We start from the raw sequence: 20,423 nt of genomic DNA on the forward strand, positions 1-20,423 counted from the left end.
AAGCTGCAGCCGTACGACGACCCGGCCCAAACCAACCCCGGCTCGCAGTGGTGATCCGCTGGCACACGTATCACGGGCCGGCTTGCTGTGTACGTTCAGAACGTCGCTCACGAACGGACCGAAAGGGCGAAGGTGCCGGAGAGGAATCTCGAGTTCGGGAGATACGGAGCTCGCGGCATCAAGGGGCACGAGGCCGTGGCCCGGCAGCTCGACGCTCTCGCCGGTTTCATCGCGCCCCCCGTCACGACGTGCCGCGGCCTCCTCGCACGTCTGCACTGCCTCACCCGCAGCGACCGCGCGCGTCGGGCGGCCCGAGAGGCCGGCCTGACCGTCACCGACCGCACCCTGAAGGCATGGCTGGACGGCAGGCGGGCCCGGTCGAAGAAGAACCTCGAGCGGATCGAGACGGCCTACCGGATCGTGCGCCGCCACAACGTCGCCCGCTCCCTGCTCGCCCGTCTCAACCGTGCCGGGCGCGGCACCCGGGTGGAGTTCCATCCGCTCAATCAGTCCCAGGTCGACCGGCCCCGCCAGCGCGCCGTCTCCTTCCGCACGCTCAACGTCCGCCATGGGGACCGCATCGTCGAGGCCTGGGCCGACGACGACCCGGCAGCCCTGGACGACGCCTGGATCAGTGACGCGGTGGTGGACCTCGGCTCCGAATGGAGCCAGGACGAGTACGTCACCAACATCGGCTTCGCCGCATGAGGCAACGGGCCGCAGCCCCTTGCACACAACCGACCACGTGTGGGTGGCCTTGCCGGCACGCTACGCCTGCTGTCCCGTAGCCACTCCCCGCGCCGCGGCCGAAGCCAGCAGGCGCAGGACGTCGCCGAGTGCCCGGCGCACCTCAGGATCGTTCACGACGCCGCTCTCGTCGACCGTTTTGCGGTCCACCGGAATCCTGGCGCAGGCCGACTCCACGATGTCAGCGCCGGTGTATCCCAGTACCGTCCGCAGCGTTGTCTGCGCGCCCTCACCCCGGCCCGGGGCCGCCGCGTTGACCCAGGCGACCGGCTTGTCGCAGATCTCCGTTCCGCCGACCGTCCAGTCGAGCAGGTTCTTGAACGAACCCGGCAGTGTGCCCGCGTACTCGGGCGTGCAGACGAGGATCCCGGCGGCGTTGTCGATCGCCGCACGCAGTTCGGCCACCGGCGCGGGCAATGGGTCGGTGTCGTCGTCGGGGTTGAAGTGCGGCAACCCCGCCAGGCCGTCGTACGGCAGCGCTTCCACCTTGGCGGACGGCGCGACGTCCTGCGCGGTGCGCAACACGGCCTCGTTCGTGGAGCCGCTGCGCAGGCTCCCCGACAGCAACAGAATCACCGGTAGTGCGGACATCCGTCCAAGCTACCGCCTCTGTGACGGGATCGGCCAAGGACTGCCGGCCACCACCGGCGCGCGGGCGGGCGGCACCCGGAGGAAGCCCCGGATGCCGCCCGTCACGCGTGCGCTGTCAGCTGACGTTGACGGCGGTCCAGGCGGCGGCGACCGCCTTGGACTCGGCGCTGTCGGCGCCGTAGAGATCGGCGGCCGCCGAGAGGGTGCCCTTGCGGGCGTCGGCGTAGCTGGTGGTCGACGTGAAGTACGTCGTCAGCGCCTTGTACCAGATCTGCAGCGCCTTGTCCCTGCCGATGCCGGTGACGGTGGAGCCGTCCTGGGTGGGGGAGTCGTAGTCGACCCCGTTGATCGTCTTCTTGCCGCTGCCCTCGGCCAGCAGGTAGAAGAAGTGGTTGGCGACGCCGGACGAGTAGTGCACGTCCTTGTCGCCCACGGTGGAGGACCAGTAGTCGGCCGAGCCGCCGTCCTTGCTGGGCTTGTCCATGTAGCGCAGCGGCGTGCCGTTGCCGTTGATGTCGATCTTCTCGCCGATGAGGTAGTCACCGACGTCGCTGGAGTTGTTCGCGGCGAACTCCACGCCGGTGCCGAAGATGTCGGAGGTGGCCTCGTTCAGGCCGCCGGACTCGCCGGAGTACTCCAGGCCGGCGGTGTTGGAGGTGACGCCGTGGCTCATCTCGTGGCCGGCGACGTCGAGCGAGGTCAGCGGGTCCTTGTCGGCTTCCCCGTCGCCGTAGGTCATGCAGAAGCAGCTGTCGTCCCAGAACGCGTTCACGTACGCGTTGCCGTAGTGGACGCGCGAGTAGGCGCCGACGCCGTCGTTCTTGATGCCGTTGCGGCCGAAGGTGTTCTTGTAGAAGTCCCAGGTCTGCTGCGCGCCGTAGGCGGCGTCCGCGGCGGCGGTCGCCGCGTTGGAGACGGTGCCGTCGCCCCAGGTGTCGTTGTCCTGGGACAACAGCGTGCCGGTGCCCGAGGAGCCGTGATTCAGGTTGTACGTCTTGTGACCGCCGCGGGTCGCGTCGGTGAGCGTGTACGACGAGCCGGACTGAGTGCTCGTCAGGTCGACCTTGCCGCTGTACTTGGTGTTTCCGACACCGGTCTCGATGCCCTGGTACTGGAAGAGCTTCTTCCCGGTGGCGGCGTCGGTGATGACGTGCAGCTCGTTGGGGGTGCCGTCGTCCTGGAGGCCGCCGACGACGGTCTCGTAGGCGAGGACGGGCGTGCCCGATCCGGCCCAGACCACCTTGCGGGGCGCCCGGTCCGCACGGGACTTCGCCGAGCCGGCGGCCTTGGCCAGGCCGAGCGCCTGCTGTTCGGCCTGGGCGGGGGCGATGTCCGGCGCCAGTGAGGCGAGCTTCAGCGCGCTCTTCGACGCTCTGGTCACGCCCTCGGTCCTGCCGGACTTCGCGGTGTGCACGATCAGGTCGCCGCCGAGCACGGGCAGGCCGGCGTAGGTGCGCTCGTAGCGCGTGTGCACGGTGCCGTCGGCGTCCCGGACGACGTCCTTGACGACCAGCTTCTCCTGGGCGCCGAGTCCTATCGCCTTCGCCGTACCGGCGGCCTCGGTCCTGGCCTGCTGGATGAGGGTGGTGCGGGCCGTCGCGGACAGGGCGGCCGGTGCGGCGCCGGACCGGTTTGTGCCGGTGGGCTGGGCCGTGGCGGCGGTGCTGAGCGTGGTGCTCATCAGCGCTCCGGCTGCGACGGCGGTGGCAACGGCCAGCAGGGTGTGCTGGTGACGCTTGGAACGGGAGTTCACGCAGACTCCTTGTGTATGTGTGGGGGGTGGTCCGGTCGGTATGGGGCCGACCGGTTGTTCGTGGGGGGTGGTGGAACCGCGCCGCAGCCTGACAGACGGTCAATGTCATGCGCATGACATGAAGCGCGCTGGGCTGCGGCGGCAGTGGACGCTGACGGAACAGCCCGTCGCGTACGCAAGGAATGCGGACGCCCGGCAGGTGCGGGCGGCGCGACTACGGTCTCCGGGCTGGGCCGAGGCTTTCCGCGAGCCGGGCAGGCACACGGGCGGCGGGCAGCCTGAAGGCGGCGCGGCACATGAAGTCTCCAAGAAGTGTGGGGGGTTGGAGAAGTGAACACGACAAAACCGCAGACGTGACACCGAGCGCCATGCCCGACTCCAAGATCCGACAACTCCCCCACGCCTCCTTCACCGACGGGACACAGAACGGCGGCCTGGACCGTACCTTTCGCCCTGCGACCGGCATGATCGGTCAGGCGGTGCTGAGCGGATGTGCCGCCGTGGTGGAGCGGGGCGGCCAGGAGTGCGGGGCGAGGATGCCGAGCACGTAGGCGCGGGCCACGAGTGCCGGTCGGGTGGCGGCTCCCAGGAGGCGCCTGAGGCGCGCGAGATGGTAGTCGACCGTCTGCCGCGACAGACGCAGTGCCTCGGCGATGCCGGCGTTGGTGTAGCCGGCGGCCAGCAGGGCGAGTATCCGTACCTGGGCGGCGGTCAGCGCGAGCTGCGGCTCGTGACTCAGGCCGGGCCGGGTGACGACCGCCCACACGCCCAGGTCCCGGCCCCGGGCGCGGCTGACGACGCTCAAGTGGACCCACACGCGGCGGCGGCGCCGGTCCCCGTCGACGAGCACGGCAGTGGACTGCGCGCTTCTGCGCCGGCCGCCGGTGAGGTCGTCCCAGATCGCGTGCAGCGCGGCGCGTTCCGGTGTCTCGGCCAGCAGGGCGTCGGCCGGGGATCCCAGCAGGTCGCGGAGCCGGACGCGCAGCAGTTCGGCGGCGGCGGTGCTCGCCTCCCCGACCACCCCGTCCGCGGACAGGCGCACGCAGGGCAGACCGCTGTGGTCGCGCAGGGCGCGCAGGTCCTCCTCGGCCCGGCGCCGCTGGTCGAGCGCGTGCGTGTACTCGCTGACGTCCACGTAGATGCCCGCCACGCAGCGCAGCGCGCCCCAGGTCACGGGGAAGCGGTAACCGGCTGCGTGACCGGGGGAGCCGTCCGTACGCCGGTAGACGAGCGTGTGCCGCACGGAGTGGCCGCCGGTGAGGACCTCGTCGTCCAGGGCCAGGAACCGGGCCGCGTCCTCGGGGCCGTCGAACTCCGTCAGATGACGGCCGATCAGACGGTCCCGCGTGGTCCCGTACAGGTGGGCATAGGCGTGGTTGGCCCAGACGTAACGCCCGGCTGGGTCGCGCACGAACAGCGCGGCCGGGCTCAGGTCGGCGAACGACGTGTACGCTCCGGTGCCCGCCGGGGCGCCGCCCACCTCGACCGCGACTCCACGGCTGCGGCGCCGCCGCTCGCCCTCGCCCGGGGCCCACCAGTTGACGTCGAAGGTGCGGCCTTCGAACCGCGCCTGGTAGGGGCCGTCGTCGAACCGGGCCGACGGGCCGCCGAGATCGGCCCGCAGCGCTTCCAGAAACCGACGGACGGCGCGCTCGTCGGCGAAAGCGCCACCCCCGCTCTCGACCGGTCCCGAGCCGTCGTCGGCCTCCCACCAGGACACCGGGAGAGTGGCGAGCAGCGTCTTGAAATCGGCCTCGTCCACGGCTCAACTCCTTCAATCTTCGACGAATGTCACTGTGCGTGACACCTCATGCGTGTCCGGTAGGTGCCGGGACATGCCGGGAGGGGCGATGTGGACCGACCGCCGAAGACGTGCTCACGAACCGGGCGCCGACGCATCACCGGACCTTCACAAGACGCCAACTCCCCTCCGGACTCAGGCATTCGCCTGATGGGTCCGTGGTCGGCACGGCGAGGGGCGGGCAACCGGACTGCTTCGCTGGAAGAGACCGCGAAACGGCGGGAGCGCCGGTGAACCCCGGGCGCCGCCGCTTCGCCTGCCGTGCGAACCCTGGCGCGGCATGGACAAGGACCCCCGGAGCAGAAGGAGTTGGAGTCCCGTGGCGAAGGTGCTGTACGTGCATGCCAAGGGCGGACCCCCGGTCGGGTACGCCCTGCCGAGGGTGGCCGCGAGGTCCGAGGTGCACCTGCTGGCACTCAGCGAGCTGCCCGCCGGCCATCCGTTCGCGGAACTGTGTGCCTCGGTCGTCGCACGCGGGGCCGCGGGCGAGGACGACCTGGTCGAACTCATCGTCTCCCGTGCCCGCGAGGTCGGTGCGGACGCGGTGGTCACCTTCTCGGAGTACGCGGTGGTCGCGGTCGCCGAGGCCTCGCACCGGCTCGGGCTGCGCGGCGCCGGTCCTGCCGCGGCCCTCGCCCGGGACAAGCGCCTCATGCGCGCGGCCTGGGAGCGCCGGGGAATACCGCAGCCCCGGTTCCGGCCCGTCGCGACGGCGGAACAACTCGCGACGGCAACACAGGAGTTACGGTGCCCACTGCTGCTGAAGGCGGCCTGGAGCGCCGGATCGACCGCGCACCAGATCATCGCCACGCCCGCGGACGCCCCCGCCGCCTGGGCCCGTTCGTACGCGGTGATGACCGAGTCGGCGCGCCTGGGATACGCCGAACTCCATGTCGCGGGCGCCGGCGAGGACTTCATCGTCGAGGAGATCGTCAGCGGCTGCGCCGAGGAGTGGTTCGAGGGACCGGGCTGGGGCGATTACGTCAGCGTCGAGGGCGTGGTCGTCGAGGGTGCCTTCCGGCCCGTCTGCCTGAGCGGCCGCATGCCGACCGTGGCTCCGTTCACCGAACGCGCCGGCATCACCCCGGCCGCGGTCGGGGACGAGGCGCAGGCCAGGATCGTGGAACTGGCCCGGCAGGCCGTGGACGCCCTCGGCCTGGACAACTGCGGCACCCACACCGAGATCAAGCTCGGTGCCCACGGCCGCATGTGGGTGATCGAGACGGCGGCGCGCTTCGGCGGCGCGATGACCGTGCCGCAGATCGAGGATGTCTTCGGACTCGACCTGGTCGGCACGTTCACCGACCAGTTGCTCGGCGGCTCGCCCGACTGGCCGTCCGAGGCGCTGACGCCCGCGGACGCCAAGGGCGCGGCCGGAGCCCTCGTCGTCCTCGCCGTGGACGGCTCGGGCGACCCGTGGCGCCACCGGCACGTGTGGGACTCCGCCTCGCTGGTCCGGTCCGCTCCGCTCGGCGCCGGCAGCACGCTGTCCGTCGTGGAGGAGAGCTCGCTGCCGGACGGCACACCCGTCCCGGTCTACGACCCGGCCGCGGGCGCCAACACCATGGCCGGGCTGTGCCGGCTCTCCGCCGACCGGCCGCAGACCGTCGTCCGCGACTTCACCGCCCTCGTGGACGCCCTGCCGGACATCCTGCCCGTGTACGCCGCGCAGGAGGTGCGGGCATGACCGTCACACTGGACCGGGCCGATGTGCCCGAGGCCGGCGGGGACCGCACCGTCGTCGGCGCCAACCTGTCGCTGCCGCTGTTCCGCACGCTGTCCGGGGTGCTCGCCGGACACCCGTACCTCAAGGTCGTGGTGGACCGGGTCGAGCACACCTGGCACCTGCTCGACACGCGGGTCCACCCCTTCCACGTCAACTACATCGCCACCCGCGTCCTCGGCATGACCCTCGACGAACTCGACGCCGACCTCGACGCGTTCAACGCCTCCGTGTACACGGACCCGGAACGCCGGTTCCTGCTGGGCGTGCTCTCCCTGCACACCGACCGGGCGGCGGACGGCTCCGAGTGCCCCTTCCTGGTGCTGGAGACCACCGAGGCGGACACCATGCACGGCGCTCTGCTGGAGGAGTTCTACCTCTATGTGCGCGGACGGGTGGACGGACGGCTGCCGCTGCTGCTGAAGCCCGCCAACCACAGCCAGGAACTGGAACTGGCCTCCATCAGCGAGGCGCACGTCCCCCGCATCCTCAGCCACACGCTGTTCGGCAACCGGACGCGCACCTGCCTGAACCCCGGCGAGGCCGAAGGCCGCCTGCGGCACTTCCGCACCCCGGCCGAGTACGAGGCCGCCGCCGCGGAGCTGTGCTGGTCGGACATCGTCGCGATGCCCCGTCTGCCCGACGACGTGCCCAGGGTCGCCGGCTTCGTCAACACCGCCCCCATCACGCCGCTCTCCCACACGAACGTGCTGGCGTCGGGCTGGGGCATCCCGAACGCGATCGTCCGCGACCTCGACGCCCTCGCGCGGCGCGAAGGCCTGGACGGCGCCTGGGTGCGCTACCGGGTGAGCGAGGATTCCATCACCCTGGAGCCGCTTGCCGCCGCACCGCACCTGCAGAAGCCCGCCTGGCACCAGCAGCGCATCCGCATCGAGACACCGCTGCTGGAGGAGGCACCCGTCCTGGCCCTGCACCGGCTGCGCCGCACCGACCGCGACAGTTACGGCACCAAGGCGGCCAACCTCGGAGAACTGCACCACGTCCTGGACAGCCGCACCGCCGACCTGACGGAGTTCTACGCCCGCCCGCGCCCGCCACGCCGCGACCTCCTCGGCCATCTGGGCGCTCGCCTCGGCGAGCAGGGGGCGTCACGGGAGCAGCTGCGAGCCGCCGCGGCCCGGTGCGTCGCTGAGACCGTCCGCGCCCCCGAGGGCGTGGCGCTGCCCTTCCGCCTGCACCACCTGTTCCTCACCTCCTCGCCCGCCCTCCAACAGGGCATCGGCAAGCTGAAGATGGCCTTGGAACTCGAGGCGTTCGACATCGTGGACCCGCTGTGCCTGAACCTCCAGCACCTCGTGCGCGCCACACCCATGCCCGAGGAGGTGGCCCGGGCGATCACGGCGTCGGTGCCGGGGCTGCCGGAAGGCGGGCACCGCATGGTGGTCCGCTCCTCCTCCAACGCCGAGGACCTGCCGGGCTTCTCCGCCGCGGGGATCTACGACTCGGTGACCACCGTCCACGGAACCGACCAACTCATGGACGCCGTGCGGCAGGTGTGGGCGTCGCTGCTGTCGCCGCGCAGTGTGCGCCTGCGCCACCAGTTCGGCATCTCCCTGGACGACACCTACATGGGCGTGATCGTCCAGGAGTACCTGCCCGCGAGCCTCGGAGGTGTGCTGGTGACCTGCAACCCGACCCGCCGCGAGGACTTCCGCAACGTGTACGTGAACTGCGCGCCCGGTTCGCCGGAGCGGGTCGTGGACGGCTCGGTGCTGCCGCACCAGTACCTCTACAACACCGTCGAGGGCGGCGGACGCACGCTCGACGTCGGCACCTCGGGCGAGGACCTGCCACCGCGGACCCGGGCGGCGCTGGCCCGACTGGCGCTCACCGGACGCCTGTTGCAGTCCCACTTCAGCGCGGACGACCCCGACGACGCCCTGGACATCGAGTGGCTGATGACCGACGAAGGGGCGTTCCGCCTCGTCCAGGTCCGCCCCTACGCCCGGTGAGCGGCCGTATGCGCCGCGGGCCGGCATACCGGCGTCGTCGCGCCGAGCGGGTCGGCTCCCCGGCGGCCCGCCGGATCATCCGCCTGAACAACGGCTTCCAGCTGCTGTTCAACCTGCTCTGGTGGATGCCCGTGTTCTACGCCTACCAGCGCGACGCAGGTCTGTCCGACGGCCAGATCTTCGGCATCCAGAGCATCTACTACATCGCGTTCTGCCTGTTCGAGATACCCACCGGTGTCATCGCCGACCGCATCGGCGCCCGCAACTGCCTGCGGGCGGGCGCGGTCGTCATGACGGCCGCGAACCTGGCACCGGTCCTGGCCCCGTCGTACACCGGCTTCCTCGTGCACTTCCTCGCCATCGCGGCCGGCCGCTCACTCGCCTCGGGCGCCGCGAGCGCCTATCTCTACGACGGCCTGCGCGCCGAGGGGGCGGAGGCGCACTACCTGAGGGCCGAGGGCACCGCGCGGTCACTCGGGCTGGCCGCGAAGGTCGTCTGCTGGCCGCTCGTCGGCCCGCTGATGGCGCTGGCCACGCCGACCCCGTACGTGCTCAGTGCGGCCGGCGCCGCCGGGTCGCTCGCCTGTGCCCTGGCGCTGCCCCGCCTCGCGGCGCGCCCGCGGGACACCGGGCCGCACGCGCGCGGGCGCCGCGGCGGCACCCTGCTGCGCGACACGGGTGCCGCCCTGCGGGCCCTGCGCGCCTCCCCGTGGCTGCTACTGCTCATGGTGCAGGGCGTGGCCGTGTTCACGCTGTCGCGCATCTGCCAGGTCAACCTCTTTCAGCCCGTGCTCTTGGACCACGGGATCGGGGAAAGCACCCACGGCAGCGTGCTCGCCGCCATGACGGTGGCCGAAGCGGTGGCCTCGGCGCGCCCGCAGTGGCTGAGCCGCCGGCTGTCGGCGGTCCAGTGGGTGTCCCTGCTGAGCGTGGCGCTCGCCGCCGTCCTCGCGGGCACCACCCTCGGCGGGCCCTGGCTCGTGGTGGTGTCGCTGTGCGCGTTCGCCGCGATCACCGGGTTCGTCTATCCCGTGCAGCGCAAGCTCGTCAACGACGCCGTCCCGCCGGACGCGCCGCGCGCCACGCTGCTGTCCGTGGAGAGCATCGTGGACCGCGGGGTGTGCGCCCTGGCCGCCGTCGCCGCGGGCGCCTACCTCGCGGCCGGCCGGCTCGACGCACTGCTGTGGCAGAGCGCGGCGGTCACGTGTGTTCTGATGCCGGTGCTGCACATGGCGCTGCGCCGGGCACCGGCACGCACCGAACGTGAGCCCCACGCCCAGGCCGGCGCCACAGCGGGGCACACGCAGGGCTCCGCGCCGCACCCCGCCCGCGAGCAGGAGCAGCCCGTGCCCCTGCCGGTCGACGAGTGCGCCGCCGCGCAACCGCCATCGGGACTCTCCCCCGGGACGGCGACGGGGGGCCGCTGACGACGACCGCGTCCCCTACCCTCGTACACGGAGACGCCGGACGGCGTGGGCATCCACTGCGGGGAGGCGATGGTGCTCGGTAGGGGCACGCGTCTGCTCGCGGGCGCCGTGATCATGGCGTGCTTGGTGCTCGTCGGCCCCAGCGCACCGGTCGGGTCGGTGCCCGCGGCGGTCGCCAGGGACGTCGTACCGAACCGGGTCATGACGTGGAACCTCTGCAACCCCTGCAAGGCGAGGAGCGTCGATCGGGCGGCGGAGATCGCCACGTATGCGCCGCAGGTCATCGGCCTGCAAGAAGCGTGCGTGCGGGACGTCGAGAGGATCCGGGCCGATCTGGCGCGCCACTTCGGGCTGCGTTACCACGTTGCGTACGGCTCCGTTCTGCGGAACTGGGGCCGCTGTGGGGGAGCGCCGTGGCATCCGGGGGCCTTCGGACAGGCGATCCTCTCGGCGGCACCGATCACCGACGTCGTCACCGCGGAATACCCCGACGGCGGGTCCGAAGACCGCGGCTACATGGCGGTCACCACCACGGTGGGCGGCCAGTTGGTCCGCGTGTTCGACACACACCTCGCCCAACGGCGTCAGGAGGCGGTCCGGGCGGAACAGACCCGTGTGCTCGCCGCCGCCGTCGCCCGGCACGACCGCGTGATCGTCCTCGGTGACTTCAACGCCGTGCCGGAGACCCCGGAACTCAGCGAGATGTGGGCGTTGGCAGCGGACGCGGACCCCGGGTGTCACCACGCGCCCACCAGTGACTGCGAGCCGACCACCGACTGGCAGAGCAAGTTCGACTACCTCTTCCTCCGGGGCATCGTCGCGCTCGAACACCGGGTGCAGCCGACCCCGTACTCGGACCACCACCTGCTGCTCGCCGACCTGCGGCTCGGCAGCGTTCACCCCTGACCGAACGCTCGGCTCCGGGCCGCGCCGGCGCCGCCGTCGGTGCCGAACACCGCCTCCAGGTGGCGGCCGAGGCGTGTGGTGTCGGGCCGTTCCAGCCGGGCGCCGAGGTATCCGTCCGGGCGCACCACGAGGGCCGTCGGCTCCTGCGCGGAGATCGCGTACCTCAAGGCGAACTCGCCGTTGCGGTCCCGGTAACAGGGAACCGGGATCGAAACGCCGTCGGGCGGCGCCCCGGCCGGACACACCGCGCACACGTCCACCCGCCCGCCGGACTTCAGCCGCGCCTGCTCCACCAGCTCCCCGTACGAGGCGACGCCACCGGCGCCGTACGACGACCCCGGCCCGTACAGCAGCAGTACGGTGCCGCGCTCGCGCAGGACGTCATGGAGACGCATCGGATAGGCGGCGATCGGGCCGGTGAGTCCGCCGCAGTCCGGTGCCCGGTCGCCGGGCCGTGGGCCGGGGCCGCCGCCCGGCGGGTCGACGACGGGGCTGCCCCGGTAGTTGACCAGGAGTTGGGCCTCGCGGAGCATCACCGTGCCGGGATCCTCCGGGTCGGTCTGCACACCGCCCGCGGTGGCGTGGCGCACGGTCCGGCCCACGACCTCCTCGCCGACCGGCCGTCGCTCGGCGTCGTAGCTCGCCGGCAGGCCGGCGGAGGCACGGCCGGCGAGGGCGAGGGCGAGCTTCCAGGCGAGGTTGCAGGCGTCCTGGATACCGGTGTTCATGCCCTGGGCGCCGGTGGGCGGGTGGATGTGGGCGGCGTCTCCGGCGACGAACACCCGCCCCTCGCCGTACCGGTCCACGATGCGGTGGCTGATCCGGAACACCGAGGACCAGCGCAGGGCCGACGCCGTGGTGCGCTGCGGGGAGAGCCGGTCCAGCACGGCCTGGATATCCGGGAGGCCGGGCACCCGCCGGCCCTCCAGACCGTGCGCGACTCCATCGCCACCGGAGGCTTCGGGTCCGCAGGAGCCCGGGTCCTCCGGCCGTACCGCCGACAGCTCCGGCGGCACCCGCATCGACATGCGGTACCGCTTCACACCCGGCAGCGGGATGCACACCAGGGCGTCGTCCACCGCACCGGCACCGTCCAGGTGCAGGGCGCGCAGGCCGTACCCCTCGGGCAGGTCCCAGTCGACCTCCACGTCCCCCAGCATGTACTCCTCCGGGAACGCCCCGCCCTCGAAGGCGAGCCCGAGGCCCTTGCGGACGATGCTGTGCGCGCCGTCGCAGCCCACCAGGAAACGCACCCGCAGCTCCTCCTCGGTACCGGGGGCGCGGGTCAGGCGGGCGGTCACTCCCTCCGCGTCCTGCTCGAAGGAGACCAGTTCCGTGCCGCGCTCGACGTGCGTGCCGTGGCGGGCCAGGGCCTCCTCGGTCAGACGCTCGGTCTCGTACTGGGGGAGCGCGGCGAACCCGTACGGCACGTCCGGCGGCAGAGCCAAGTCGTAACGGCCCTGCTCGGCACCGTTGACGTACACGAGCTGGCCGCGCAGGGGGACGGCCACCTCGAGCGCTGCCCGGACCAGACCCATCCGGTCCCAGATCTCGAGGGTACGGGGCTGGACGCCGACCGCCTTGGCGTAGGGGAGTCGTCCGGGCAGCCGGTCGACGATCCGGCAGGTCACCCCCTGCCTGCGCAGCTCCAGGGCCGCGGTGAGCCCGACCGGCCCGGCTCCGACGACGAGCACGTCCGTGTGGTTGCCGTGTGCCACTGACGCCTCCTGGGCGTGCGGCCCCCGAACGGGTCGTTTCCACCATGGTCACTCGGCTCGGCGAGCGCTCGCCACTCGGGGCGGCCCCCCCAGGGACGGCTATCCGCAGTCACCCGCTTTGTCGTGGGCCCCATACCCTTCGTCCACCGGGGCGCCTGATCCGTGGGCAGTCAGAAATGCTCAGTTGGTGGGGTGAGCGCCCGGCGCGGGCGTGGCAGGCGGCATCGGCGGCAGGCCGGCCGCGAGGTCCGGCAGCAGGACGGGCTCCAGCCGGACCCGCTCCTGAGCGGCGAGATACCGCCTGAGCTCCGGCGGCCGGTAGGCGGGGTCGCGGTCGTAGCGCTCCTTGGCCGGCACCGCCAGGAACTCGTTGCCGTCGGCCTCGTTCTTGTCGTTCACGGCGCTGCCCAAGGGCCGGTGGTAGTCCTTGGCCAGCCGGTACAGGCCCTTTCGGGACTCGTGCAGCAGGCCCGAACCGTTCGGCTCGACCCGGAAGTCGACACTGTCCTGCGGTCTCATCACCTGCGGCCCGGCCACGCTGAGCGCGACGCCGTCGAACTCCAGGCCGTACCGCCGCGCCTGGTCGACCATCCACAGCAAAGTGACGTCGGACAGCCCCGTCTCGCTGTACCCGCCGCCGACGTCGAGGTGCACCCCGGCGAACCACACCTGCTTCAGCTCCTGCCCCTGCCGGGAGGCGCCGGATCGCTGGTGCCACAGCGCCGGCCGGAACGCCGAGCGCCTCTCGTCGATGGCCAGCGCCTGGAAAGCCCCGTTGACCCAGCGGCTCAGCTCGGTGTCGTGGAACGCCCAGCGGTGGTTGAACCGGTTCACCGCCGGCTGCAGGGCAGCGGCATCCGGCAGAGGTATGCCCAGCGCACCGACGGTGTCCCACACACCGATGAAGCGGATCTCCGTCTCTCGCGCGTACGAACGGCGGAACAACGTGCAAGCCGCGCCGTTCGGCTGCTCGTTCCGATCGCGGTAGAGGGACCATGCCTCTTGCGTCCGCTCGGCGTGTTCCCGGCACAGGATGCCACTGTTGCGCACCAGCCCCGCGAGGCTGCGCGCGGTGAACGCTCCACGGCTGAAGCCGAAGAGAAACAGTTCGTCGTCTGGCTCGTACGTCTCGACGAGGAACCGGTAGGCGTCCGTGACGTTCCGCGACAGCCCCACACCGAAGGCCCCGCCGCGCAGCCGTTCCCGCCGCTGGGTACCGACGCCGCTGTGGTAGTAGATCCGCTGCTCCTTACCGGAGGCGGACCCCTGACGCACGGAAAGAGCGACCTTGGCCACGTTCGTCTTGCTGGGCTGATCGGCGAAGTTCCAAGTGCCGTCGCAGCAGACGACCAGACGCTTGGCCATGACCATCCCTCCTCGCCAGAGCGTGGAGTGGGCGGATAGCACCAGTTCCATGCTTCCACCACGTGACGGACCGCGCCATACGGGAGGGGGCCGACACCCGACACGATCCGCCGGGTCGCCGGCCGGCCCGCGACGCGGGGACCGGTGCCGCCTCCGAAGAGGGCCACGGCGGCCAACTCGGCGGCCTCCGTGGTACGTTCCCCGTTGCCGTGCGCCGCAGCGAACCGAGGAGGTGAGACCGATCAACACCACGACAGATCGGGCCTCCTTCTCCCGCATGGCCTGAGGAGTGCCCGCAGAGGCATCCCGAAAGGCTTGAACCTGCATGCGTTTCACCTCTGAGACGTCCTTCGACGACGTCCGCGAACAGCTCTTCGTCCTCGACGACATCCCCGGCGCGTTGTGGACGCCGGAAGATGCGTCCGGCCCTCGTCCCCTCATCGTGATGGGCCACGGCGGCGGTCAGCACAAGAAGGCCCCCGACGTCCTGAACACTGCGCGGCGTTTGGTGACCGAGTGCGGTTTCGCCGTCGTGGCAGTCGACGTGCCCGGCCATGGCGACCGGCCGGTGGACGAAAAGTACGACCGGATCGCCACCGAGAACCAGGCGCGTGTGGAAGCCGGCGAAGACATGGCGCCGCTGATCGCGGCTTTCCAGGCGCTGGTGGCCCGTCAGACCGTTCCGGAATGGCGGGCGGTCCTGGATGCGGTGCAGCAACTCGACCATGTCGGCGCCGGTCCGGTGGGCTACTGGGGGGTGTCGCTCGGGTGCGGCCTCGGCGTGCCGTTCGTCGCCGCCGAACCCCGGGTCCGCGCCGCTGTGTTGGGACTGGGCGGAGTCCTGGGCAAAGCCGCGGACGCCGCCCGGATCACCGTACCCGTCGAGTTCCTGGCGCAGTGGGACGACGAGCGCGTCCCACGGGAGCAGAGCCTGGCCTTGTTCGATGCCTTGGGGTCGGTCGACAAGACGCTCCACGCCAACCCCGGCAGGCACGGGCACATCCCGGGATTCGAGCTCGACAGCACCCTGAGGTTCTTCTCCCGGCACCTCGCCTGATCACCGCCTGATCACCCTACGGCCGTCTCCGAGGCGCCGGCCGGCATTCCCCGCCGGTCGGCGCCTCGAGTGACCTTCGACGATGTCGAGCCACGGGACACATTCGTTGCATTGCATACGATCCGGCTTCTGCCTGGTTCCAGGCTGCAGAAGGTCGAGGACTGCCCTTGGAGAAAATCTACCTCGGCGGCAGTAGACATTGGTTCGTCGTGCGGTTACTGTTTTGGTGTACTCAGGAAGTCGAAGAGGGCACGGCAGGCACGGACTGCCGCGCAAGCAGGTCAAGCAGGAAACGGCCCCACCGGGGCCGCGAGCAGTACCCGCCGTATCAGCAGTACGACCGAGTAATCGAAGGTAAGGAGCAGAACGCCATCAGGATCGCCCGGGCGAGGAAGCAGTCCGCCCGGGTACCGCAGGCCCCGGATTGGAAGGTGGTCCCCGGTCACGCATCCGCGATCCCCGCAGCCCCGCCCACTCAGGCGGAACCTGCGGAACCGAAAAGCCGGCGCGCAGTTTGCCGGTAGATGGTGTTGAAAGCTCGGGGCCCGGGTGCCAGTACGGCACCCGGGCCCCCCGACGCGTCCCTTGGAAGAAGAGGTTTATGCCCCCTCGCAGTACCCGCGCCGTCAGCCCTCTCGACGACGACGACTATCCGGCCTACACCATGGGCCGCGCCGCCGACATGCTCGGCACCACCCCCGCCTTCCTCCGAGCCCTCGGCGAACACCGCCTGATCAGCCCCCTGCGCTCCGAAGGCGGCCACCGTCGTTTCTCCCGCTACCAACTGCGCATCGCCGCCCGGGCCCGCGAACTCGTCGACCAGGGCACCCCCATCGAGGCCGCCTGCCGCATCGTCATCCTCGAGGACCAGCTCGAAGAAGCTCAGCGCATCAACGAGCAACTGCGCGCCGACCACGTCGGCGAGCTCCAGCCGAAGACGCCGACCTGATCAGTGCGCGCACGCATGGCGAGGGCGGTGGAGTGAGGGGCCGGACCTGGGGTACCTGCGGCTGGGTACGACGCACGCATCATCGCGGGAGGTATCCATGGGCAAGCTGGGAGACCTGGCGAACAAGGCCAAGGCGATGGCGAAGGGCCACCCGGACCAGGCCGACAAGGGTGTGCAGGGCGCCGAGCGGGTGATCGACGAGCGCACCGGCAACAAGTACGACGCCCAGACGGACAAGGCCGCGGATGCGGTGCGCCGCTCCTACGGAAGCGGCGGTACCGCAGAGCGCTGACTCGCACACCGGTCCCTGGCCCCCGGCGTTTCACGCGTGGGGGGTCAGGGACCATCTCATGTGGCCGAACTGGCGGATCAGTGTCCTTCCGGAAGTCCTGTGAGCCCCCTTCGCCCCCGGAGTCAGACGCTCCCGGGCGCGGCACCCTGGACGGACCACCCGCCCCCGCCCCCACCCGGCGCCGGCCGGGCACGGGAGGAGGCGCTTCCGATCACGGTCCGTAACGCCGACACCGCCTGCCTGCCCGGCATTTACGACCGCGCCGTCACCGTCCCGCTCACGCAGGCCTGTGAATGACGCGATCCAGCAGTTCGGCGTCCAGAGGCGGACGGCTGAAGGTGATGTGCGGGTTCCTCAAGCCCGCCACGACGACATCGAGGTGCCGTTCCCAGGCATCCGGCGCGAGGGTGTCGGCCGTGGCGATGACGCCTCGCAGCCCCCAGACGGCGGCGGCGATGTCGGACAGGGCGACGTCGGCGGCCACCACTCCGGCTTGTTTGCCCTGCTCCAGCAGGTCGGCGGTCAAGGCGTAGATCCGTTCACGCTGGGCGGGGGACGCCATCTCGCCGAACGCATCCGGCAGGACACTGTGGCTGAGCGCCAGATGCAGGCCGACCGTGCGCAGAAAGTGCTCCAGCTGCTGGTCGACCGGCAGGCTGGGGATCTGCTCGGCATGGCTCAGGAGGCGGTCGTAAAAGGCCTCCGCCAGCCTGCTGCGCAGGACGTCGGGTGTGGGGAAGCGCTGGTACAGCGCGGCCGGTGTAAGCCCCGCCTCGCGGGCGACCTGGGCCATGCTCGCAAGCGGACCGAGTTTGCGCATCGCTGTGGCGATGTCCCACAGCGTCTTGTCCTCACCGGTTTGTGCGAACCCCTCGTCCGAGGTGCCCGCCGTCATACCGCCGTCATCCGATTGCTCACGCACACCGACTCCGCTCGACACGCATCTCGTCCCCGTGACCCTAGGAGAAATCATCACAGATCTGACATAGGCCAGGATCCGCCGTTCGGTGGCGATCCATGGTCACGGCGACCGCCGAGGACGTTCAGCACCCGTGTGAGACGCGATCCTCGGTGGACGCCAGGGAGGCCAGCAGACGCAGGCCCTCCTCGGAGGCGGATCCCGGCTCGGCGGTGTAGATCGTGGGGGTCCGTCTTCGCTCGCCGCGAGGTGAGGAATTCGCGGACCTCCTCACGGTGTCGATGGTCTCGACCGTACGGCCTGCCCGCCGTGGGAGGGATGTACTGGCGGTACACCTTTGCCTGGTAACTCGCCAGCCGCCGGAATCAGCGATTGGCTGGAGTGGAAAGGCACTCCCGAGCGGGGGCAGCCGCCGTTCCAGGCCTCGCCCCCGTCGACGAACGTTAGGACTCCTCATGCGCGGAGCTGTGATCCACGCCCCCGGCGATGTCCGCTTCGAGACCCTCGACGATCCCAAGATCCTCAAGCCGACGGATGCGATCATCCGCACGGCGGTGACCTGTGTGTGCGGCTCGGACCTGTGGCCGTGGCGCGGTCTGGACGCGACCGGGGCGGCGCATCCGATGGGCCACGAGTACGTCGGCTTCGTGGAGGAGGTCGGAGCCGAGGTCACCGCGATCCGGCCGGGCCAGTTCGTGGTCGGCTCCTTCGCCACCTCGGACAACACCTGCGCGAACTGCCGGAACGGCTGGCAGTCCAGCTGCCTGAACCGGGAGTTCATGAGCACCTGCCAGGCCGAGTACGTGCGCATCCCCAACGCGCAGGGCACCCTGGTCGCGACCAGGGAGGTGCCGGGGGAGGACCTGTGGCCCGCTCTGCTGGCCGTATCCGATGTGATGGGCACCGGCTGGTACGCCGCCGACGCGGCTCAGGTCGGGCCCGGCTCGACCGCGGTGGTCGTCGGTGACGGGGCGGTCGGCCTCTGCGCGGTGATCGCGGCGAAGGAGATGGGCGCGGAGCGGATCATCGCGATGAGCCGTCACGCATCCCGTCAGCAGCTCGCGCGCGAGTTCGGCGCGACGGACATCGTCACCGAGCGCGGCGACGAGGGCGTCGCCCTGATCAAGGAGATGACCGGCGGCATCGGTGCCGACGCGGTGCTGGAGTGCGTGGGCACGGCCCAGGCCATGCGGCAGGCGCTGCAGGCGACGCGGCCGGGCGGCAATGTCGGCTTCGTCGGCATGCCGCACGAGGTCGCCATCGACGGGCAGGAGCTGTTCTTCTCCCACGTCGGCCTGCGCGGCGGCCCCGCGCCGGTGCGCCGCTACCTGCCCGACCTGATCGACGCCGTCCTCAGCGGCCGTATCGACCCGGGCAAGGTCTTCGACCTCACCCTGCCCCTGGCGCAGGTCGCCGAGGGCTACAAGGCCATGGACGAACGCCGCGCCATCAAGGCACTCCTCAAGCCCTGACCCCCCGCCGCAGGACAGCCGGACCACGCCGCCGCCCACGGGACCCGTGGGTCAGTGGCCCGGCCGGCATGCCCCTCCACCCCATGACATTCACCGAGAAGGAAACGACCTTGCAGATCACCCGGAGCTCGATCAACACCGTCAAGGGCCCCGCCGACTGGTTCACCGGCGACGTCTACATCGACGCCGTCGCCGCCGCGCCCGAGCCCTCCCGGGTCAGCGCCGCCCTGGTGCACTTCATGCCCGGCGCACGCACCCACTGGCACCGCCACCCGCTGAGCCAGACCGTCTTCGTCACCGAGGGGGTAGGGCTGTGCCAGCGCCGGGGCGGGCCGGTCGAGGTCATCCGGCCCGGCGACCGGGTGCTGTTCGCAGCGGACGAGGAGCACTGGCACGGCGCCGCGCCGAACCGGCTGATGGTCCACCTGGCCATCAACGAGAGCGACGCCGACCACGACGTCGTGCACTGGCTGACCCCCGTCACCGACGAGGAGTACGCCGCCGCCCCGGCCACCGACTGACGCCTGGCCCGCACCGGCCACCACCCTGAACGAGGAAACACCTGCGTCTACGAGCCGGTGACCGGGTCGGTCGCCCTCAGGTGCGGAAGCCGACGTGCACGTGGTCGTGATGGGTGGCGTCGCTGAAGAACTGGTCGGGGCGGCCGCCCGACAGCAGCATCGGACCGCCCACGTTGTACGAACCGGCCGCCGCCGCGTCCCGCATGAACCGCTCGATCAGGCGCCGCGGTGTCGCCGGGTCGACGACCGGGTGTCCGTCGATCCGCCACACGTCGAAGGCACGGCCGCGCGGATGGTCACTGGGCCTGGTGGTGCCGAACACGTCCAGTGGGTGTCCGGAGCGCACGACGCTCACCTCCAGCCGGTACGTCCGCGCCAGCGCGAGCATCGCCTTCGCCACGCTGGTGTGCACCTGACCACTGCGCAGGTCCGCCGCCGCGGCCGGCGGCAACACGATCCGGTCGTCGGACAGCACGGCCTGGAAATCCCGTGCCGGGGACCGGACGGCCGGTCCGGGGTGCGCCGGATGCAGCGCGTCGACCGTCCAAACGGACCCCGAGCGGGTCAGACGTACATCGACCGTCGTCCCGCCGGCGCTCACCGTGCTGCCGCGCCGGGTCCACTGCCGGCACACCACCAGCACGCTGGCCGACCGTGACAAGATGCCGCCGTACTGTGCGTCCACGACCTGCAGCGCGGCCTGGTCGGCCGTCGGCAGCAGCGGTCCCGCCTGATCGGCGAGGGCCGCCGGCAGCCCGAGCCCGGCCACTCTCGCCCGTGCCGCAGCCGTCCCGCCCTGTCCCTCGCCCCAGGCGCCGATCGCCTCCACCACCTGCACGGCCCGCAGCTTCACCGCCGGCTGCACTTCGGCGGACGTGGGCTTCCAGGGTGTCGTGCGCGGCAGAGTGGGGGAGGGCGATGGCGACCCGGCGCCGGTCGAAGACATCTGGGACGGGTGCGCGGCCGGGACCGTACGGGCGGAACAGCCCTCGATGCCGAGCACGACACCGGCGAGGGCCGCCAGCACGGCGCGGCGGCCCGGTGGGGGAGCGGCGGGCGCACGAGTGTGGGTCATGAGGCCCAGTGTCCGCCGCGCGGCGCGGGCGCGCCGAGCGCCGGACCTGCAGCCGACCCGGTCGCATCTGCCCGGCTGGGGACCGCCGCGCCCGCGCCCGGGCTCCCTCGGCCGATCGCTTCACCATCGGAGCC

The 20,423-nt window shown here is 71.4% G+C and carries 17 protein-coding genes; 10 read left to right on the forward strand and 7 right to left on the reverse strand.

From position 1 onward, the window contains the following. Window positions 1-132 precede the first annotated feature (132 nt). Window positions 133-708 carry a transcriptional regulator gene (locus tag AB0J12_RS13015; RefSeq protein WP_363264343.1) on the forward strand — a complete coding sequence of 192 codons (576 nt, stop codon included), beginning with the start codon at window positions 133-135 and terminating at the stop codon, window positions 706-708. A gap of 60 nt (window positions 709-768) precedes the next feature. Here AB0J12_RS13015 and AB0J12_RS13020 read toward each other — a convergent pair whose 3' ends face one another. The 3 genes from AB0J12_RS13020 to AB0J12_RS13030 form a co-directional block, all read right to left on the reverse strand. After that, entirely contained in the window at window positions 769-1,338 is a 570-nt protein-coding gene (locus tag AB0J12_RS13020; protein WP_363264344.1) for an NADPH-dependent FMN reductase, read from the reverse strand. 115 nt (window positions 1,339-1,453) lie between these two features. Further along, window positions 1,454-3,091: a M4 family metallopeptidase gene (locus tag AB0J12_RS13025; RefSeq protein WP_363264345.1), complete on the reverse strand. Its 1,638-nt coding sequence runs from the start codon at window positions 3,089-3,091 to the stop codon at window positions 1,454-1,456. Window positions 3,092-3,563: 472 nt separating this feature from the next. Further along, window positions 3,564-4,853: a PAS domain-containing protein gene (locus tag AB0J12_RS13030; protein ID WP_363264346.1), complete on the reverse strand. Its 1,290-nt coding sequence runs from the start codon at window positions 4,851-4,853 to the stop codon at window positions 3,564-3,566. Window positions 4,854-5,211: 358 nt separating this feature from the next. On the opposite strand from AB0J12_RS13030, the gene AB0J12_RS13035 reads away from it, so the two are divergent. The 4 genes from AB0J12_RS13035 to AB0J12_RS13050 all read left to right on the forward strand — a co-directional run bounded on the left by AB0J12_RS13035 (window position 5,212) and on the right by AB0J12_RS13050 (window position 10,921). Then, a complete protein-coding gene (locus tag AB0J12_RS13035) occupies window positions 5,212-6,579 on the forward strand; it encodes an ATP-grasp domain-containing protein (RefSeq protein ID WP_363264347.1) in 1,368 nt (455 codons plus the stop codon). Then, a complete protein-coding gene (locus AB0J12_RS13040; protein ID WP_363264348.1) occupies window positions 6,576-8,588 on the forward strand; it encodes a PEP/pyruvate-binding domain-containing protein in 2,013 nt (670 codons plus the stop codon). The genes AB0J12_RS13035 and AB0J12_RS13040 overlap by 4 nt, the downstream gene beginning before the upstream one ends. An 8-nt stretch (window positions 8,589-8,596) precedes the next feature. After that, the gene (locus AB0J12_RS13045; protein ID WP_363264349.1) at window positions 8,597-10,015 is read left to right on the forward strand and encodes an MFS transporter; all 1,419 of its coding nucleotides are present in this window, start codon (window positions 8,597-8,599) and stop codon (window positions 10,013-10,015) included. A gap of 69 nt (window positions 10,016-10,084) precedes the next feature. Beyond that, on the forward strand, window positions 10,085-10,921 hold the full coding sequence (locus AB0J12_RS13050) for an endonuclease/exonuclease/phosphatase family protein (protein ID WP_363264350.1): 837 nt from the start codon (window positions 10,085-10,087) through the stop codon (window positions 10,919-10,921). Here the strand turns inward: AB0J12_RS13050 and AB0J12_RS13055 are convergent. Then, window positions 10,912-12,639 carry an FAD-dependent monooxygenase gene (locus AB0J12_RS13055; protein WP_363264351.1) on the reverse strand — a complete coding sequence of 576 codons (1,728 nt, stop codon included), beginning with the start codon at window positions 12,637-12,639 and terminating at the stop codon, window positions 10,912-10,914. The genes AB0J12_RS13050 and AB0J12_RS13055 overlap by 10 nt on opposite strands. A 180-nt stretch (window positions 12,640-12,819) precedes the next feature. Beyond that, window positions 12,820-14,004, reverse strand: coding sequence for a DUF2235 domain-containing protein (locus tag AB0J12_RS13060; protein WP_363264352.1), 1,185 nt, complete (start codon window positions 14,002-14,004; stop codon window positions 12,820-12,822). Window positions 14,005-14,329: 325 nt separating this feature from the next. On the opposite strand from AB0J12_RS13060, the gene AB0J12_RS13065 reads away from it, so the two are divergent. From AB0J12_RS13065 to AB0J12_RS13075, 3 genes are all read left to right on the forward strand, one after another. Further along, window positions 14,330-15,061, forward strand: a complete 732-nt coding sequence (locus tag AB0J12_RS13065) for an alpha/beta hydrolase (protein ID WP_363264353.1) — start codon at window positions 14,330-14,332, stop codon at window positions 15,059-15,061. Window positions 15,062-15,662: 601 nt separating this feature from the next. Further along, the gene (locus tag AB0J12_RS13070; protein ID WP_363264354.1) at window positions 15,663-16,010 is read left to right on the forward strand and encodes a MerR family transcriptional regulator; all 348 of its coding nucleotides are present in this window, start codon (window positions 15,663-15,665) and stop codon (window positions 16,008-16,010) included. Between the two features lie 97 nt (window positions 16,011-16,107). Next, complete coding sequence (locus AB0J12_RS13075; RefSeq protein WP_363264355.1) at window positions 16,108-16,302, forward strand: antitoxin; 195 nt, start codon at window positions 16,108-16,110, stop codon at window positions 16,300-16,302. 277 nt (window positions 16,303-16,579) lie between these two features. Here the strand turns inward: AB0J12_RS13075 and AB0J12_RS13080 are convergent, their stop codons facing one another. After that, complete coding sequence (locus AB0J12_RS13080; RefSeq protein WP_363264356.1) at window positions 16,580-17,242, reverse strand: TetR/AcrR family transcriptional regulator; 663 nt, start codon at window positions 17,240-17,242, stop codon at window positions 16,580-16,582. A gap of 434 nt (window positions 17,243-17,676) precedes the next feature. Here AB0J12_RS13080 and AB0J12_RS13085 point away from each other — a divergent pair, with 434 nt between their 5' ends. After that, the gene (locus AB0J12_RS13085; RefSeq protein ID WP_363264357.1) at window positions 17,677-18,693 is read left to right on the forward strand and encodes a zinc-dependent alcohol dehydrogenase family protein; all 1,017 of its coding nucleotides are present in this window, start codon (window positions 17,677-17,679) and stop codon (window positions 18,691-18,693) included. Window positions 18,694-18,803: 110 nt separating this feature from the next. Continuing rightward, a complete protein-coding gene (locus AB0J12_RS13090) occupies window positions 18,804-19,214 on the forward strand; it encodes a cupin domain-containing protein (RefSeq protein WP_363264358.1) in 411 nt (136 codons plus the stop codon). Between the two features lie 76 nt (window positions 19,215-19,290). On the opposite strand, the gene AB0J12_RS13095 is transcribed toward AB0J12_RS13090, so the two are convergent. After that, window positions 19,291-20,289, reverse strand: coding sequence for a hypothetical protein (locus tag AB0J12_RS13095; RefSeq protein ID WP_363264359.1), 999 nt, complete (start codon window positions 20,287-20,289; stop codon window positions 19,291-19,293). Window positions 20,290-20,423: the final 134 nt, after the last annotated feature.

Origin of the sequence: Streptomyces sp. NPDC049915, assembly GCF_040656475.1 — a bacterium.
GTDB lineage: Bacteria > Actinomycetota > Actinomycetes > Streptomycetales > Streptomycetaceae > Streptomyces.

What these genes read in the sequence shown, in the direction of transcription:
- AB0J12_RS13060 (WP_363264352.1), bottom strand. Translation starts at nt 14,004, where the DNA reads ATGGCCAAGCGTCTGGTCGTCTGCTGCGACGGCACTTGGAACTTCGCC.
- AB0J12_RS13045 (WP_363264349.1), top strand. Translation starts at nt 8,597, where the DNA reads ATGCGCCGCGGGCCGGCATACCGGCGTCGTCGCGCCGAGCGGGTCGGC.
- AB0J12_RS13095 (WP_363264359.1), bottom strand. Translation starts at nt 20,289, where the DNA reads ATGACCCACACTCGTGCGCCCGCCGCTCCCCCACCGGGCCGCCGCGCC.
- AB0J12_RS13050 (WP_363264350.1), top strand. Translation starts at nt 10,085, where the DNA reads ATGGTGCTCGGTAGGGGCACGCGTCTGCTCGCGGGCGCCGTGATCATG.
- AB0J12_RS13040 (WP_363264348.1), top strand. Translation starts at nt 6,576, where the DNA reads ATGACCGTCACACTGGACCGGGCCGATGTGCCCGAGGCCGGCGGGGAC.
- AB0J12_RS13020 (WP_363264344.1), bottom strand. Translation starts at nt 1,338, where the DNA reads ATGTCCGCACTACCGGTGATTCTGTTGCTGTCGGGGAGCCTGCGCAGC.
- AB0J12_RS13065 (WP_363264353.1), top strand. Translation starts at nt 14,330, where the DNA reads ATGCGTTTCACCTCTGAGACGTCCTTCGACGACGTCCGCGAACAGCTC.
- AB0J12_RS13075 (WP_363264355.1), top strand. Translation starts at nt 16,108, where the DNA reads ATGGGCAAGCTGGGAGACCTGGCGAACAAGGCCAAGGCGATGGCGAAG.
- AB0J12_RS13070 (WP_363264354.1), top strand. Translation starts at nt 15,663, where the DNA reads ATGCCCCCTCGCAGTACCCGCGCCGTCAGCCCTCTCGACGACGACGAC.
- AB0J12_RS13085 (WP_363264357.1), top strand. Translation starts at nt 17,677, where the DNA reads ATGCGCGGAGCTGTGATCCACGCCCCCGGCGATGTCCGCTTCGAGACC.